Annotated in this window: 15 protein-coding genes; 9 read left to right on the forward strand and 6 right to left on the reverse strand. The window is 41.3% G+C overall.

The genetic code is table 11. From position 1 onward, the window contains the following. Positions 1 to 156 precede the first annotated feature (156 nt). Both PGW99_RS08800 and PGW99_RS08805 read left to right on the forward strand, forming a co-directional pair. Positions 157 to 1,578 carry a GGDEF domain-containing protein gene (locus tag PGW99_RS08800; protein ID WP_273779487.1) on the forward strand — a complete coding sequence of 474 codons (1,422 nt, stop codon included), beginning with the start codon at positions 157 to 159 and terminating at the stop codon, positions 1,576 to 1,578. 91 nt (positions 1,579 to 1,669) lie between these two features. Next, the gene (locus PGW99_RS08805; protein ID WP_273777304.1) at positions 1,670 to 2,026 is read left to right on the forward strand and encodes a hypothetical protein; all 357 of its coding nucleotides are present in this window, start codon (positions 1,670 to 1,672) and stop codon (positions 2,024 to 2,026) included. A 26-nt stretch (positions 2,027 to 2,052) separates the two neighbouring features. On the opposite strand, the gene bfmS is transcribed toward PGW99_RS08805, so the two are convergent. Next, the gene (gene bfmS / locus PGW99_RS08810) at positions 2,053 to 3,705 is read right to left on the reverse strand and encodes a sensor histidine kinase BfmS (protein WP_273779488.1); all 1,653 of its coding nucleotides are present in this window, start codon (positions 3,703 to 3,705) and stop codon (positions 2,053 to 2,055) included. 47 nt (positions 3,706 to 3,752) lie between these two features. Next, positions 3,753 to 4,469, reverse strand: coding sequence for a response regulator transcription factor BfmR (bfmR, locus tag PGW99_RS08815; RefSeq protein ID WP_273777305.1), 717 nt, complete (start codon positions 4,467 to 4,469; stop codon positions 3,753 to 3,755). Between the two features lie 575 nt (positions 4,470 to 5,044). Between bfmR and PGW99_RS08820 the strand changes: the two genes are divergently transcribed. The 4 genes from PGW99_RS08820 (at position 5,045) to PGW99_RS08835 (ending at position 9,751) form a co-directional block, all read left to right on the forward strand. Continuing rightward, positions 5,045 to 7,873 (forward strand): ribonucleoside-diphosphate reductase subunit alpha, encoded by a 2,829-nt coding sequence (locus PGW99_RS08820; RefSeq protein WP_273777306.1) that lies wholly within the window; start codon positions 5,045 to 5,047, stop codon positions 7,871 to 7,873. Between the two features lie 130 nt (positions 7,874 to 8,003). Next, positions 8,004 to 8,177, forward strand: a complete 174-nt coding sequence (locus tag PGW99_RS08825; RefSeq protein ID WP_273777307.1) for a hypothetical protein — start codon at positions 8,004 to 8,006, stop codon at positions 8,175 to 8,177. 17 nt (positions 8,178 to 8,194) lie between these two features. Beyond that, the gene (locus PGW99_RS08830) at positions 8,195 to 8,332 is read left to right on the forward strand and encodes a preprotein translocase subunit YajC (protein WP_273777308.1); all 138 of its coding nucleotides are present in this window, start codon (positions 8,195 to 8,197) and stop codon (positions 8,330 to 8,332) included. 135 nt (positions 8,333 to 8,467) lie between these two features. Continuing rightward, a complete protein-coding gene (locus PGW99_RS08835) occupies positions 8,468 to 9,751 on the forward strand; it encodes a ribonucleotide-diphosphate reductase subunit beta (RefSeq protein WP_273777309.1) in 1,284 nt (427 codons plus the stop codon). A gap of 151 nt (positions 9,752 to 9,902) precedes the next feature. Here the strand turns inward: PGW99_RS08835 and PGW99_RS08840 are convergent, their stop codons facing one another. Beyond that, the gene (locus PGW99_RS08840) at positions 9,903 to 10,826 is read right to left on the reverse strand and encodes a DUF4231 domain-containing protein (RefSeq protein WP_273777310.1); all 924 of its coding nucleotides are present in this window, start codon (positions 10,824 to 10,826) and stop codon (positions 9,903 to 9,905) included. 9 nt (positions 10,827 to 10,835) lie between these two features. Next, positions 10,836 to 11,974 (reverse strand): IS3 family transposase gene (locus tag PGW99_RS08845; protein ID WP_100223103.1). Its coding sequence is split into 2 segments (ribosomal slippage): positions 10,836 to 11,716 and positions 11,716 to 11,974, totalling 1,140 coding nucleotides; the frame shifts between segments, so codons are not numbered across the junction. Positions 11,975 to 12,024: 50 nt separating this feature from the next. Between PGW99_RS08845 and PGW99_RS08850 the strand changes: the two genes are divergently transcribed. The 3 genes from PGW99_RS08850 (at position 12,025) to PGW99_RS08860 (ending at position 14,719) form a co-directional block, all read left to right on the forward strand. Continuing rightward, positions 12,025 to 13,320 (forward strand): helix-turn-helix domain-containing protein, encoded by a 1,296-nt coding sequence (locus PGW99_RS08850; protein ID WP_273777311.1) that lies wholly within the window; start codon positions 12,025 to 12,027, stop codon positions 13,318 to 13,320. 224 nt (positions 13,321 to 13,544) lie between these two features. Beyond that, positions 13,545 to 14,141 (forward strand): hypothetical protein, encoded by a 597-nt coding sequence (locus PGW99_RS08855; protein ID WP_273777312.1) that lies wholly within the window; start codon positions 13,545 to 13,547, stop codon positions 14,139 to 14,141. A 14-nt stretch (positions 14,142 to 14,155) separates the two neighbouring features. Beyond that, positions 14,156 to 14,719: a 3'-5' exonuclease gene (locus PGW99_RS08860; protein ID WP_273777313.1), complete on the forward strand. Its 564-nt coding sequence runs from the start codon at positions 14,156 to 14,158 to the stop codon at positions 14,717 to 14,719. 103 nt (positions 14,720 to 14,822) lie between these two features. Here the strand turns inward: PGW99_RS08860 and lysM are convergent, their stop codons facing one another. Beyond that, positions 14,823 to 15,332: a peptidoglycan-binding protein LysM gene (gene lysM / locus PGW99_RS08865; RefSeq protein WP_273777314.1), complete on the reverse strand. Its 510-nt coding sequence runs from the start codon at positions 15,330 to 15,332 to the stop codon at positions 14,823 to 14,825. A 196-nt stretch (positions 15,333 to 15,528) separates the two neighbouring features. Next, on the reverse strand, positions 15,529 to 15,765 hold the full coding sequence (gene acpP / locus PGW99_RS08870; RefSeq protein ID WP_273777315.1) for an acyl carrier protein: 237 nt from the start codon (positions 15,763 to 15,765) through the stop codon (positions 15,529 to 15,531). Between the last annotated feature and the right edge of the window lie 72 nt (positions 15,766 to 15,837).

The raw sequence follows: 15,837 nt of genomic DNA on the forward strand, positions 1-15,837 counted from the left end.
ACATATAAAAAATTATGGGCAGGATTCACAAATTAAACCCATTAAGCAAACAATTTGTTGTTTTTTTGATACAAAATGTTATGATTAATTAATAAACAAAATAATAAATCCGTTTAGCCCTGCTGATGTAATCTGCACTTCCACACGAGCGAAATGATGTCACCCACGTTAAGAGAATCACGTTTCTCCCCCTTAACGCTATTTTGTTTATTCACAGTCATTCTTTTGACATTCGCTTGGCTTGGAATTGCGACGCGACCCAATGAATATCTTGCTTCATTCTGGCCAGCCAACTCCATTCTGCTCGGCCTGTTAGCCCGCTACCCCAAAACCCGCTCAATTTACAGCCTGTTGGGAGCATTTTGTGGCTATGTTTTAGCTGACTTGAGCAATGGTAGCGACGTATTACTCAGTTGTGTGCTGACCACTGCCAACATGATTTATGTCGTTACCACACTGGCGCTTTATCAGTATTTTCGCGAATTCATCCATTCATTACATCGTGGATATTTTTATCTTTTTGTGTTTACGTTCTGCACCTTGGGGGGGCTGTTAGGTGCATCGTTTGCTGCGCTGGCTGTGCCGTATGTCACTACAGCCTTTATGAACGGACCGTTCCTGCTCGAAGTCGGTGACTGGTTTACTGCAGAGCTGCAAAATGCCCTGCTACTTTTACCGATCATGCTCAATATTCCGCGCTGGAAAAAGAAAAAATTTATTCTGGCGCCGATTGCGCATGGGCACAACCCCGTGATTCACAGCCTACCCTTGCTGGCACTCATTTTCTCATTGTTTATGAGTTATATTGATTCAGGTCCCGGCTCTCTCCTCTATTCAATTGCAGCCTTGATTTGGTGTGCGCTAACCTATCGGCATTTTTTTGTTACCCTGATTACTTCATTTACCTGTGGCTGTATTATTTTTTGGTTTACCCAAGAATATCTAGTGGTCTACCCGCATCTTTATACACAAAACAGCATTTCACTGCGTTTAGGCATCATCATGATGGCGATTGCACCACTGACTGTCTCTAGCATCAATGAAGTGCGATCACGGCTCATTCGCCAACTACAATACAATCTGGCTTATGATGATTTGACAATTTGTCTGAGCCGTCGCCAATTTATGGAATCCGCTGGCTCACTATTAGAACAAATGCAGAATAAACAGCGTTATGCGGCTGTTCTGATGCTAGATATAGACCACTTTAAAAAGATCAACGACAGCTATGGCCATCAGGCAGGTGACCGTGCATTGCAGATTTGCGCAGAAACCATTCAGGAAAATCTACGTAGCTATGACTTACTCGGCCGTCTAGGTGGCGAAGAGTTCGCAGCACTTCTGATTGACATTCATCCTCAGCACGCTTTACAGATTGCCGAACGCATCCGCCATAATCTGAGCAAGAAACAGGTAGAAATTGCACCGGGTACAGTGATTCAGATTCAAACCAGTATTGGCTTACACATCTGCGAACCACAACAAACCGACTCGATTGAAGTATGCTTAAAAGAAGCAGACGATGCACTTTATCAGGCAAAACGTAGTGGGCGAAATCAGGTCATTACGACAATCTAACGGATTGTTTTAATTGCGTATCATTCCTTAACTTTGACCAAAATCTGTGTTATTGCTTTATACAGAACAAGTAAGAATAAGGAATAAAACAATGAACCTCCCTATCACTCATCAGCCTGATTATTTTTTATTTGCTCAATTATTAATGAAGCATATTCAACAATATGCCCAACAACAACCTCATGAGAATCAAGCCATTTTCATGCTGGGGGAAATTTATCAACTATTTCAGCAGGACCTTGCCTCAACCACCATCAACTTGGATGGGATCATGAATATCGCTGATGAATATCAGGTTGAAACTTTAAATGGCGACCAGAAAATTATTCAAAATTATCAAATTGATGTCGAACACAATCAGCTATTGATTACATTCCCTCCATTGGTCTTGCAGAGTTTAGCGGAAGGTAAAACCTTGCTCGCACCCGCCCCAACCATTCAGCAATAATTCTATAAAAAGAAAACACCTCTTGCTTAGGTGCTTTCTTTTTGTTTCTCTGTCTTTGCTGCTGGCTTGGTTCGCTGCTGGGCTGGCCAAGTCATCATAAATCGTGCGCCCCCTAAAACTGGACTTTGATCGACCTGTACTCGTCCCCCAAACCAGTAGGCAATCCGGCTCACAATTGACAAACCTAAGCCATAGCCTCCTGATGCACGAGTACGACTATCATCTAAACGTGAAAAAGCCTCAAAGATACGTGCACGGTCTTGCTCAGCAATCCCTGGGCCATCATCCTCGACACAGACATATGCCTGCCCATCTGCTTGAATCCCTCCAGTGATCCGCACTTTATGATCACAGTAACGCACAGCATTGCCGACCAGATTTTGTACCACCCGATGCAGATAACGGCGTTCTGCCTCCACAATCACATAAGGTGGTGGCGGGATCAACTCAATCTCTTTTTGGGTTTTCAATGCTTCTGTTTCGGTGGCTACCTGCTCAAGGACATCAGTCAGCATAATCTGCTCAAAATCCAGAGATGGCATCCCCTGCTCGAGTTTGGCATAAGTCATGATCTCATCAATCAAGGTATTTAAGGCCTCAATGTCTTTATCAATCATTTCCATTTGCTGGACACGATAATCATAATCATCTTCATCAGTCAGCATTTCCATGCCAAAGCGGATACGTGCTACAGGAGTGCGCAACTCATGAGACACTGCTCGCATGAGTTCACGCTGCGCCTCAATCAAGCGCTGGATATGATCAGACATGCTGTTATAACTGGAAGCCAAGCCTGCTAACTCATCGGTTCCTTCAACAGGTAAACGTACCGACAAGTTACCAGACTTCATTTTATTCAAAGCGTAATTGACCTGACGCAGCTTACGTTGCATGGGTAAAATCAGACCATAAATCCCTAGACTCAACAAAAACAGACTCAGTAAGGTAATGCCAGCGGAAAGCTGGAATGGCATCCAGTTAAACAGTGGAATGGGACCGATGACCAACACTTCGGCTGGATTATTCGGCATCGGTGAAACAATCGAAATCGTGGTTCCACGCACACTGGCATTATCACGATATAAAATAACGCTATTGTCCTGGCGCAAACGCCCCACCTGTTCAGGATCCAAGCCTAAATCACGAATGGACTGAATGTTGATCGGGTAAGAGAAGTATTTTTGAATTTTTTCCAGATATTCCCGTTCCTGTCCAGGATAGTAAATCAGGTAATCCAGAATAAAAATCGGCACCGCCTTCATTTGACGTTCGCCGATCTTATCAACTTTCACATAGAGGTAATGTTGAAGATCATCTTGTAACCCCAAGATTACATAGGCTGTTGCGGTTTTGGCGTCATAGCGCACAGCGGATTTTTGTTCTTTAATTCGCTTTTGTTCGGCACGCGTCAGATCAACACGATCAGCTCCAACATAGTAAATCGGTAACTCAAGCAGATCTGAAGCGTCAGAAATCCAATCACGTTTTTGCTGGTCAGTCTGCTGCCGTGCAACCCCTTGGCTAATCACAAAAGAGAGGCCGTCTGTCAAAGACTCACGATATTCCTGCGCCCGTTGGTAATTAATAATCTGCACCAGCAAATAACTAAAAATGGCGATCAGCACAACGAGGATCACCAGTCCTGCATAAATGCGCAGAAATATGCTGTGTTTAAACAGACGAATATCCCGAGTAAGAGGATTTTTCAGCAGACTGTCTAGTCGCATTAGAGACCGTTCGTTTCCTTAACAAATAAATAACCCTTACTGCGTACGGTTTTAATACGTTTCGGGTTTTCAGGATCATCACCAATTTTCGGACGAATACGTGAAATACGCACATCAATTGAACGGTCTTGACCATCATATTCAATACCGCGCAGACGTTCAAAAATGTCTTCACGAGACAGGATACGACCCGCATTTGAAGCCAATAGCCAGAGCAAGTCATATTCTGCACTGGTAAAATCGACCAACTCACCATTCAACGTCACGGAACGGCCACCGTTATCAATCACCAGATCATCAAATTCAATGCGTTGCAGCACTTCATCTTCAGGGGTTTTATCGGTACGGCGCAATAAAGCACGAATTCGAGCCAACAGGACACGTGGCTGCACAGGCTTCGCCACATAATCATCCGCACCCATTTCCAGGCCCAATACCTGATCCATATCTTCAGTACGTGCTGTCAGCATCAAGATCGGCTGGTGATAATGTGGGCGCACCTCACGGCATACTGTTAAGCCATCCGCCCCTGGCAACATGACATCCAATACCACCAAATCTGGCTGTTCAGTGATGATACGGCGGATCGCACGGTTACCATCAGGCTCTACCCCCACTTCCAATCCATTGCGGATTAAATATTCTTGTGTTAAACGCGCCAAACGCTCGTCATCTTCAACAATCAGAATCTTGGGTAACTTTTCTTCTTGACTCATTTACATGCCCCTATTTTAGTTGGGCGTATCCTTATAAATCTGAGGGATACGTCACTCATAGTTTGCAATATACACACGTTTACATTGTAAACAAGAGTGCGTTCACGAAACCAATACATGCCTGTAGCATTTTGTTAAATTTCGCAAAACTTCCTTCACATTCATTTTTTATCAATTTTTACCCTGCGCTCATGAATTACTTCCTGCTCACGATAAATTTTAAAAAGTGACAATTTTTGGCAGTCAATAAAGCATCGAGAAAGACCGTTTTTCACTTATCCACAAGGTTATCTATAAGGGCTAAGAGAGGGCTTTGCTATGCTATAGCCCTATCAATTCAGACATCTCAAAATAACAAGAAAAAGTATGATTGCAGCCAGCTTTAACCAGCCGGAGCCAATCAAAATTTTTTGCAAAATGTCAATATTGATCTGACCTAAAATTTCCCGTATCTTGTGTTCAATTCAAATTTAAACCACTAAGTCTTGTGTTTATTCCTCAAACATCGTGACGACTTTTCGTGCGATTCAAACGGTCCATAAACATAACAATGAAGACAATGGAGCTATGCCAAAATGAGCGTAATTACATCCACTCCCGGTCAATTGCAGGTGATTAAACGCACCGGTGATGTTGCCGCTTTTGATGCAGAAAAGATTTCAGTTGCGATTGGAAAAGCTTTTTTAGCTGTTGAAGGGCAACAAAGTGCAGATTCGAGCCGTATTCATGACCGAATCAGCCAATTGACGGAAATGGTGTTAAATACGTTCAAGCGTCGTTTACCTTCTGGCGGCACGATCCATATTGAAGAAATTCAGGATCAGGTTGAACTGGCATTAATGCGTACAGGTGAACAAAAAGTTGCACGTGCCTATGTCATCTATCGTGAACAACGCGCCACAGCACGTCAGCAAAACAACGCCAATCATCATCCAACCCTGCAAATTACCGATGCGAATGGCCAGCTCCAGCCACTCGACTTGAGTAAGCTACAAGCCACCATTGAAAAAGCGAGTGAAGGTCTAGAAGGAATCGATGTACAGGCCGTGATCGATGAAACCGTCAAGAACCTTTACAACGGTGTCAAATCATCCGACATCGCGACGACCATGATGATGGCAACGCGTACCCGTATCGAACAAGAACCGAACTATACTTATGTGACGGCACGGTTGTTACGCGATGAACTGGTCGCGACAGGTCTTGAATTCTTGGGTTTACCAACAGATACACTGGAAAATGATGCCCTTGCCGCATTCCTGACCAAAGGTGTTGAGCTAGAGCTCCTTGATCCGGAACTACTGAATTTTGACTTGGCAAAACTGGCTGCTGCCATTCAACCAGAACGCTCAAACCAGTTTACCTATTTAGGCCTACAAACCCTGTTTGACCGTTATTTCTTGCACTCTAATGGCATCCGCTTTGAATTGCCACAATTGTTCTTCATGCGTGTTGCAATGGGTCTTGCCGTTCAGGAAGACGACCGTGAAGCGCGTGCAATCGAGTTCTACAACCTGCTTTCTAGCTTCGACTACATGGCGTCTACCCCAACCCTGTTCAACTCAGGAACGTTACGCCCACAACTTTCAAGCTGCTATCTGACCACAATTTCTGATGACCTTTACAGCATCTATGGCGCAATGCGTGATAATGCCATGCTGTCTAAATGGGCGGGTGGTTTAGGAAATGACTGGACACCAGTTCGCGCCCTGAACTCTTACATCAAAGGGACCAACGGAAAATCACAGGGTGTAGTTCCATTCCTGAAAGTAGCGAACGATACCGCTGTTGCCGTCAACCAGGGTGGTAAACGTAAAGGTGCCGTGTGTGCTTACCTTGAAACCTGGCATCTCGACATCGAAGAGTTCCTGGAACTGCGTAAAAACACGGGTGATGACCGTCGTCGTACCCATGACATGAATACCGCAAACTGGGTACCTGACCTATTTATGCAACGTGTGATTGAAGATGCTGAATGGACGCTTTTCACGCCATCAGAAACACCAGATTTGCACGATTTAACCGGTCAAGCTTTCGCAGAGCGTTATGCATATTACGAGTCTGTAGCAAAAGAAAACAACATGCTGCACAAGAAAATCCGTGCGAAAGACTTGTGGCGCAAAATGCTTTCCATGCTGTTTGAAACAGGTCACCCTTGGATCACATTCAAAGACGTATGTAACTTACGTTCGCCACAGCAGCATGTGGGTGTTGTTCACTCCTCAAACCTGTGCACCGAAATTACCCTGAATACCAGCGAAGATGAAATCGCGGTATGTAACCTCGGTTCGATCAACCTGGTACAACACGTACAAGGTGGTAAGCTGGATCGCGAAAAACTGGCACGCACTGTCAAAACTGCAGTTCGTATGCTCGACAACGTCATCGACATCAACTACTACGCAGTACCACAAGCGAAGAACTCAAACTTAAAACACCGACCAGTCGGTATGGGTATCATGGGCTTCCAGGATGCTTTGTATGAAATGAGCCTTGCGTACGGTTCAGATGCAGCTGTTGATTTTGCTGATGAATCGATGGAAGTAATCAGCTACTACGCGATTCAGACGTCAAGTGATCTAGCAGTAGAACGTGGCACCTACTCAACGTTCAAAGGTTCATTGTGGGATCAAGGCATTTTACCAATCGACTCACTTGAGATCGTGGCAAAATCACGTCCAGAACGCATGTTTGAAGTAGACCGTACACAGCGTCTAGATTGGGATACTTTGCGTGCTAAAGTTCAGAAAGACGGTATGCGCAACTCAAACGTGATGGCGATTGCTCCGACTGCAACGATTTCAAATATCTGTGGCGTATCACAATCGATTGAGCCAACTTTCCAGAACTTATATGTGAAATCAAACCTGTCTGGTGAATTCACAGTGATTAACCCTTACCTGGTTCGTGCACTCAAAGAACGTGGTCTGTGGGATACCGTGATGGTCAATGACTTGAAACACTTTGAAGGTTCTGTGCAGAAAATCTCACGCATTCCGGATGAGCTTAAAGCGATTTTTGCAACGGCATTTGAAGTTGAGCCACGCTGGATTGTCGATGCTGCATCACGCCGTCAAAAATGGATTGATCAGGCACAATCATTAAACCTGTACATTGCGGGTGCAAATGGTAAGAAACTTGATATTACCTACAAAATGGCTTGGTTACGTGGTTTAAAAACCACTTATTACCTCCGTGCTTTAGGTGCAACCTCTGCAGAAAAATCCACCATTAACACCGGTGCATTGAATGCAGTAAAACCGGCAACCGTAGCGCAGGCTCCAGTGGCTGCAGCACCAGAAGTGAAGCCTGAAGTAACAGCGGAAGAAGAAGGTTTTGCTCAAGCAGCACCAGTACCGATGGCCTGCTCGATTGACAATCCTGATTGTGAGGCATGTCAGTAATCACTGATTAGACAATTGATCCATTAGGTTCAATAAATACTTGTTTATTGAACCGCTTAAAATAGTCGATTCGACTATCTGGATTGTTGTTTAGTCAGGGATAGTCGAATCCCTTTAATTAGGTGATTCAATGACCATTGAAAGCATTATTACTATTATTGCTATTGGTTTTGTTGTAATTGGATTGGTGGCTTATATCGGTTGGTCAGTGAAATGTACTTTGCAGAATATTGCAAATAAAACAAATTCACACAACACGTATATCACTAATAATTATTACGGAACAAAAGAACCGAGAGAATAAATTTTAAGGAAAAGACCATGCTGCATATGACACCGAACTATGAATTAGGACTTGCAGTGCTGGTCTTATGCTTTGTTTCATTCTACATCCCTATGGTATATGCCTTCGTCAAATTTCGCGGGCAGCAACGTGAACAAAATCAGTCCAATCGATAGCCCACTGATAAAAGCATAAATTTACAGCAGCCATCGACAAAACTTAATTTTGTTTAAACAGAATCAGCGTATAGTAATGACATCTTCGCTTGCGAGATGTCGCTCACACAGATAAGCAACGAAGCGAGAACAGATATGTCTATCCTTAGTTGGGACGATTTCGAAGATGATTCGCAAAAACCGGCTGTTACAGAGTCCAAGCCTACGCCCGTCGAGCCGCAAGAAGCGCCTCGTACACAGATGGTATCTGATGCACAACAATCGTCGTCGAGTGTGGCAGTTCCTCAATCCACTGGAACCACTTCCGTGCGATCAACAGATCCAACCGATTCGTTGGCTCGAGCATCTGAATCCCTAAACAATCTTGATGTTGCCCCTGGCTTGGAAGAGCTAGAAATGGGTGCTGCACGTGTGCAAGTTGATGATAAAGCCATGATCAACTGCCGTGCTGACTTGAACCAGTTAGTACCATTCAAATACGAATGGGCTTGGCAGAAGTATCTGGATGGTTGTGCCAACCACTGGATGCCGCAAGAAGTGAACATGAACCATGACATCGCGTTATGGAAATCAGAAAATGGCTTGTCAGAAGATGAACGAACCATCGTGATGCGTTCACTCGGTTTCTTCTCGACCGCAGACTCACTGGTTGCAAACAATCTGGTATTGGCAATTTACCGTCACATTACCAACCCTGAATGTCGTCAATACTTGTTGCGTCAGGCTTTTGAAGAAGCAATCCACACGCATGCTTACCAATACTGTATCGAATCTTTAGGGATGGATGAAGGCGAAGTCTTCAACATGTACCGTGAAGTTCCTGCCGTTGCACGTAAAGCAGCGTGGGGCCTGAAATATACTCAGTCCTTGAATGATCCAACCTTCCAAACCGGTACACCAGAGAACGACCAGTTGTTACTGCGTAATCTGATTGCGTTCTATTGTGTTCTTGAAGGAATTTTCTTCTATTGTGGTTTTACCCAAATTCTATCCATGGGTCGCCGCAACAAGATGAATGGTGTCGCAGAACAGTTCCAGTACATCTTGCGTGATGAATCAATGCACCTGAACTTCGGTATCGACATGATCAACCAGATCAAGATCGAAAATCCACATCTATGGACGGCTGAATTCCAGCAGGAAGTGGTTCAAATGATTCTTGAAGGCACCATGCTTGAGATTGAATACGCACGTGACACCATGCCACGCGGTGTACTCGGCATGAATGCTGCGATGATGGAAGAATATCTGAAATTTATCGCCAACCGTCGTTTGGCCCAGTTGGGTCTTCCAGAACAGTTTGCAGGCGTAAACAATCCATTCCAGTGGATGTCTGAGATGATGGACTTGCGTAAAGAGAAGAACTTCTTTGAAACGCGTGTTACCGATTATCAAACTGGCGGTGCATTAAGCTGGTAAGATTATCAGATGCCAGTAAATGACATCGGATGTGAGATTTTTGACACATATTTCGAGATTGTTACATTAACTAAAAAATAGAGCCTATATGGCTCTATTTTTTTCGATGGTTAAATAATTTATCTTATTTTAATTTCAGGAAAATACTACTTTACGAAAAGTGATCCTTTCTTGCATACCATTGAGTATGCTCTCTAGAAAATGCATTCTCTGTATCACCCACAAAATTGGAAAATGTTTTCTCATCATTTATTGGGTATAAGAAATAGTCGATATGTATCTGTGTGATCTCTGAAGCCGTTAATGAATAAGATGCTGATAACTCTGAATATTTTTTTACTTGTATCCAACCCACCAAACCTATCGCAATAGTTACTATTATATCTGTTGGCCATATCTTTTCCTCAATATAACCTAAACGTGAAGCAGCTAAAATAATCGCAACAATATTTAATAAGATTACAAGAGAAAATAAAATATTAGACATTAAATTGTTTTTTCTCGAATTTTTCTTATACCACTCTAATTGAGATTCAATCCTATCAGATAAATAAGCCGACTTTCTTCTCTGCAATGTTCCATTTCTTAAACCTTCCATTTCATATGAAATTAAATTTTCATTAATATCACATTTAATTAAAAGTTTAAGATCTTGATTTTGGTTAGTTATTTTTTTAATAGCATTAATAAACTTTACTTTCGCAATATTTGAATCTTCATGAAATGGTTCTGCTTTGGTCACATAACGCCATGTGATCGTTCTAATAGATTCAGCTAAAGCTCTCGCTGAATACCATTTTCGATCAGGTTTATTTAAAAATAACCCTAAAGATGACAAAAGAGTTCCTACAACAATAATAATTTGAATTGAGATAGTCCATTTTGAAATATCTGGATAAAGAGATAATGTAGTAAGTGCCACTAAAAATATGAGATGCAAAAAGTAAAGACAATAAAACTGATTTTGATATTTTCTTGAAAGTTTATCTGCAACTTGAAACCAACTGGGAAAATCTTTATCTTTCATAAGCGGGATTTTGTATAAACCTTGGACTGCTCCCAGTATCCTAGACATGAGACCGCCTCATTTTGAAGCTGTCTCAAATGCTTCTGGGCTCATCCCATCGAGATGCGAATGACGCCTGATTCGATTGTAAAACATCTCGATATAATCAAACACATCCGCACGGGCCATTTCTCGTGTTTTATAGATCCTCTTTTTAATTCTTTCCTTCTTTAAACTACTAAAAAAGGATTCAGCAACAGCATTGTCCCAACAGTTTCCACGACGACTCATACTCGGAACTAAATTATGCTTTTGACAGAATTTCTGCCAGTCTCCGCTACTGTATTGTGAGCCTTGGTCTGAGTGTATGATCACAGGTTCATTGGGTCTGCGTCGCCATACCGCCATTAAAAGTGCATCCAAAACGATATCCTTGGCAAGCGTAGGTTTCATTGACCAACCGATGACTTTCCTTGAATATAAATCGAGAACCACAGCCAGATATAACCAGCCTTGCCAAGTACGGATGTAGGTAATATCAGTCACCCAGGAAGTATCAGGGGTGCTCACAGCGAACTCTCGATTTAAGTGATTTGGTGGCACAATCGGAGGACGGCCACAACCATAACTTTTATGCTTTTTATATCCTCGAACAGCGGCAATGCCATTGTTCTTCATGATCTTCAGCACACGATTGGGGCCACAGCTTTCACCTAGCTCTTTAAGATCCAGCGTGATGCGACGATAACCATAGATGCCATAACTGGCATCATAAGAAGAGCGGATCAGTTGTAATAACCGTTTGTCTTCAATTGTTCTGCCTGATTCGGGTTCATGTAGCCAGGCGTAATAGCCAGCACGAGCAATCTTAAGAACCCGACACATCGTTTTAATCTTAAATTGATGGCTGTACTCAAGGATAAACTGATACTTTACTCGGGCAGGCTTGCAAAGTACCTTGCGGCCTTTTTTAAGATATCTCGCTCTTCTTCAGTTTGCTTAAGCTGACTTTTAAGACGAAGGATCTCTTTCTTTGCTTCGAGTAGTTCATGTTCATCAGGGTTGTTGCGTAAAGGCTGTACGGCCTTTAGCCATTTATAAATGCTGTGCTGTGATACACCTAAACGTTCAGCCACATCAGTGACAGAATATCCACGTTCGGTAATCAATTTAACAGCTTCATCTTTAAATTCTGGGGTGTATCGTTGTCCACTCATAATGTTCTCTCCTATGCAAAAAGAATAGACGAAATTTGTCTAGGAGAGTGGTGGCAGTCCAAAATATGATCAAAAATAACCTAGATTACGCTCTTCCAAGAATTCAACTTCTTCCCTTTTTAGAAAATAAATCTAGATTTAAACCTATTCTCGATAAAATTCTAAGTTATTTTAGAGATTATAACTCTACTTCCTCAAAATGTATTAAACGGAAATTTAATAAGAAAGAAGCTACTCATATACTTGGGGTTAGTTTTGCAGCATTTCATAAAAGACTGAAGGCGGGAATTTTATATCACGATCAACTCAGTGTGAGTGATAGAACTAATTTTCCTGCTTCTATACTTGAGGAATGGCTAATTAATGAAAAGAAAAACATCAATGGCACCTATACATATCATCGTCCACCACCACAAGCCGATGAATCTAATGATTATTTTACTATTCCGGAAATTATGGAAATACTAAATATTAATAATCGTAATGCACGTTTATTTCTTAAAATACCAGATACTCCAACGACTAAGAAATATCTAAATCATTATACTCAATATTGTCTTTCCAAAGAATTTGTTAATAGTTTTCATAAAAAATATATTTTTTTAAGTCCACTTGCTGAACACTTAGACGTTTCTCATCTCACACTAAGAGCCAAACTTTCAAGTTTAAATATTGAACCAATATATATAAACAAACTTTATCCAGCCTATTATGCAAGAAAAGATATAAAGCATTTAGATAATTCCATGATTGAAAATATAGTTACTTATAAAAATAATTCAGGGCGTAAAAAAGCTGGAATTGTAGATAAGAGGAAAAAAGATGCTTATATAAGCCTTAGTGAAGCAGCTAAACTTCTAGGTATTTCCCCATCTCAAACAGCTCAACTTATTCAACATAAATGGCTTAACGTAGAAAATTTAGAGATACGTCCTTATCGTATTCCGAGAAGAAGTATCGACAATTTAATTCAACAAAAGAATGATCCTTCTTTTGTGGATATAGATGTAGTCCTCAAAGCACTAAATTGCTCATCTAACCAGCTACAAAAAAATTGGATTATGACAGGCTATTTGAAACTCCGGCATATAGGATATTGGCAATCATTCTCCAAAACAGAATTCAATCATGTATTAGAAATTCATAAAGAGTTTTTTACAGCTTCGGAGGCCAATAACTATTTAGGTATGCATAGAACTCACATTACTAATTTAGTAAGACGTGGGTTAATCAAACCACATTTTTATGGCAATCATAATTACTCCATAAGATTATTTAAAAAAGAAGATGTGAAAAAATTACTAAGAGAAGGATATGGTGTTCAAACACCATCAGAAAAATCTTAACTTATGTGTCATAGATTTCAAGAAAATCTTAACTTATGTGGCAAAAACAAGTTGAGATTGAATGTCATAAAAACTTAAATGGCTTTGATTTAATTAAAAAAATCAATCTCATATTATCTGTCTTTTACTGGATGCAAAAACCCACTTCGGTGGGTTTTTTATTTTCTTGATTAAATCATTTTAAATCTGTAAGTTACATTTATTACTTAATCAAAAAAATAAATATGAACCGCAGATTCCCTTCTAAACAGCACAATAAAACCAAATCACTCCTACAAAATAATGTATTTGGCATTGTGATTGCTGTCAGTATTATCACAGTAATTTTTACTTTTCAGGATAAAAAAGTCCCGAACTCAACGTTACCAGTTATGCAGCATGCTGTCCAAGCGGAAACTCGGAACCTACCTGTACAACCTTTCACTCAAGGCATCGATAAAATTTATACCTCTGCACCACTAGAAGCTCCTTTTACGCTGCATACTGCGCAACAAAATATTTATCTCAAATTACTGGATAAACACACCAAACAAATCATCATGACGATTAAGGTACCCAGCCATCAGACCATCCAGGTCAAGGTTCCTCTAGGTGAGTTCATCATTCGGGTCGCTGCAGGGGATGAATGGTATGGTGACGAACTTTTATTTGGAACTACAACACGCTATAAAGAGTTTGAACATCTTTTTAATTTTTACAGGTCAATAGAAACTTTATCTTCAAATACAACACGTACGAGGATTATGGGCCATCAAATCTATTTCCAAGAGAATATTGAGGGTAACTTGCATTCTCGCTCGATTAACTCGGCTGATTTTTAGAAAAAAGCAATCATATGAGTAAGCGCCTAGAATGTTACGTTTCTGTGGATATCGAGGCTTCTGGTCCCGTTCCCGGACTGTACAGCATGCTTTCAATTGGAGCTTGCCACGTTGGTGACCCGACAAAAACCTTTTATCGTGAATTATGTCCACTGAATGATAATTTCATCGCTGAGGCACTTAAAGTCAGTGGTTTTTCACTCACCGAATTACAGCATCAAGGTGTGGCTCCAACTCAAGCCATGCATAGCTTTGAGCAATGGCTCACCTCCTTAACACCTAATAACGAAAGATTGGTCTTTGTCGGTTTAAATGCAACGTTTGACTGGTCCTTTATTAATTATTATTTCTGGGCATTCCTTGGCCGTAATCCATTTGGTATCAGTGGACTAGACATTAAAGCGTATTATAGGGGTGCAACAGGTTGTAACTGGGCTGAAACCACTTCAAGACATATGGATCAGCAGCTTCACCCCCAGCAGACAAAAAGCCACCATGCCTTGGAAGATGCTTTATATCAGGCAGAATTATTCAGAGAAATTCGCCAACAACTGCTGAATTCAAGCCAGAAGAAATAATTACACCAACCCTTTGTGGGTACATATATTTTTAAATACCGTAATTTACTAATTAAACTTGTTTATCAATACAGGATAAAAGGCGCTCATCGCACCTTTTTATTTATTGAGGGATACGCAAGGTTTGTCCAGGAAAGATTTCATCGGGATCTTTCAACATCGGCTGGTTGGCCTTAAAGATTTTTTGGTATTGAGCATCATCCCCATAAAACTGTTGGGCAATTTTCGATAGCGTATCCCCTGCTTTCACCGTATAAAATTGGCTTGCTGGCGCAGATTCCATCACCGTCATCTGATCATCAACTTTGGCCACATGATCCACATTGCCGACAACCAAGACGATTTTTTCACGATCTGCCTGGCTTTTGACCTGCCCTTTAATCGTGGCAAGGTCTTGACTGCCATTATAGGTTACAGAGAGCCCCTCTACTGCAAATCCTAAACTCTTGATCAATCCTAACAGCTTGTTTGCCATTTCCTGGGCGGTGGGTTCATCCGATTGCACAGGTTTCGCTGCAGGAGCAGGTGTAGGCTGTGCTGTGTTATGAGGTTGCTGGACAGGTGCAGCAGTATTTTTCTTACCAATACCTTTGACGAAATCAAAAAGACCCATAATCTTCTCCTGTATTTTTTGAAGTAAAGAGTTTCACAGCTGTGATTATTTTTATAAAAGAGAATTGGGCAGCAATATAAACAGCATTGGTGCAAAAACAGTAAGCACAGGTAAATTATGTTTTTTTATGCATAAAAAAACCGCCTTCAACAGGCGGCTTTTTATTTTTCAGTGAATCACTGAAAATTTCGACGCATTAACCAAGTTTCTTAGTTACGTAGTCGATTGCTGATTGAACAGTTGTGATTTCGTTAGAATCTTCATCAGGAATCGTGATGTCGAAGTCATTTTCGAAAGACATAACAAGTTCAACTAGGTCTAGAGAGTCTGCACCCAAATCATCCATGAAAGACGCTTCATTTTTGATGTCTTCAGCTTTCATGCCAAGTTGTTCTGCAACCGCTTGTTTAACGCGTTGTTCGATATCGCTCACAGGAATTCTCCTCATTGCTTGTGGCGTTTTAATTGCCGTTAGTTTAATTGAATCTTAAAGATTTTGAAAGTT

Origin of the sequence: Acinetobacter sp. GSS19 (genome assembly GCF_028621895.1) — a bacterium.
Taxonomy (GTDB): domain Bacteria; phylum Pseudomonadota; class Gammaproteobacteria; order Pseudomonadales; family Moraxellaceae; genus Acinetobacter.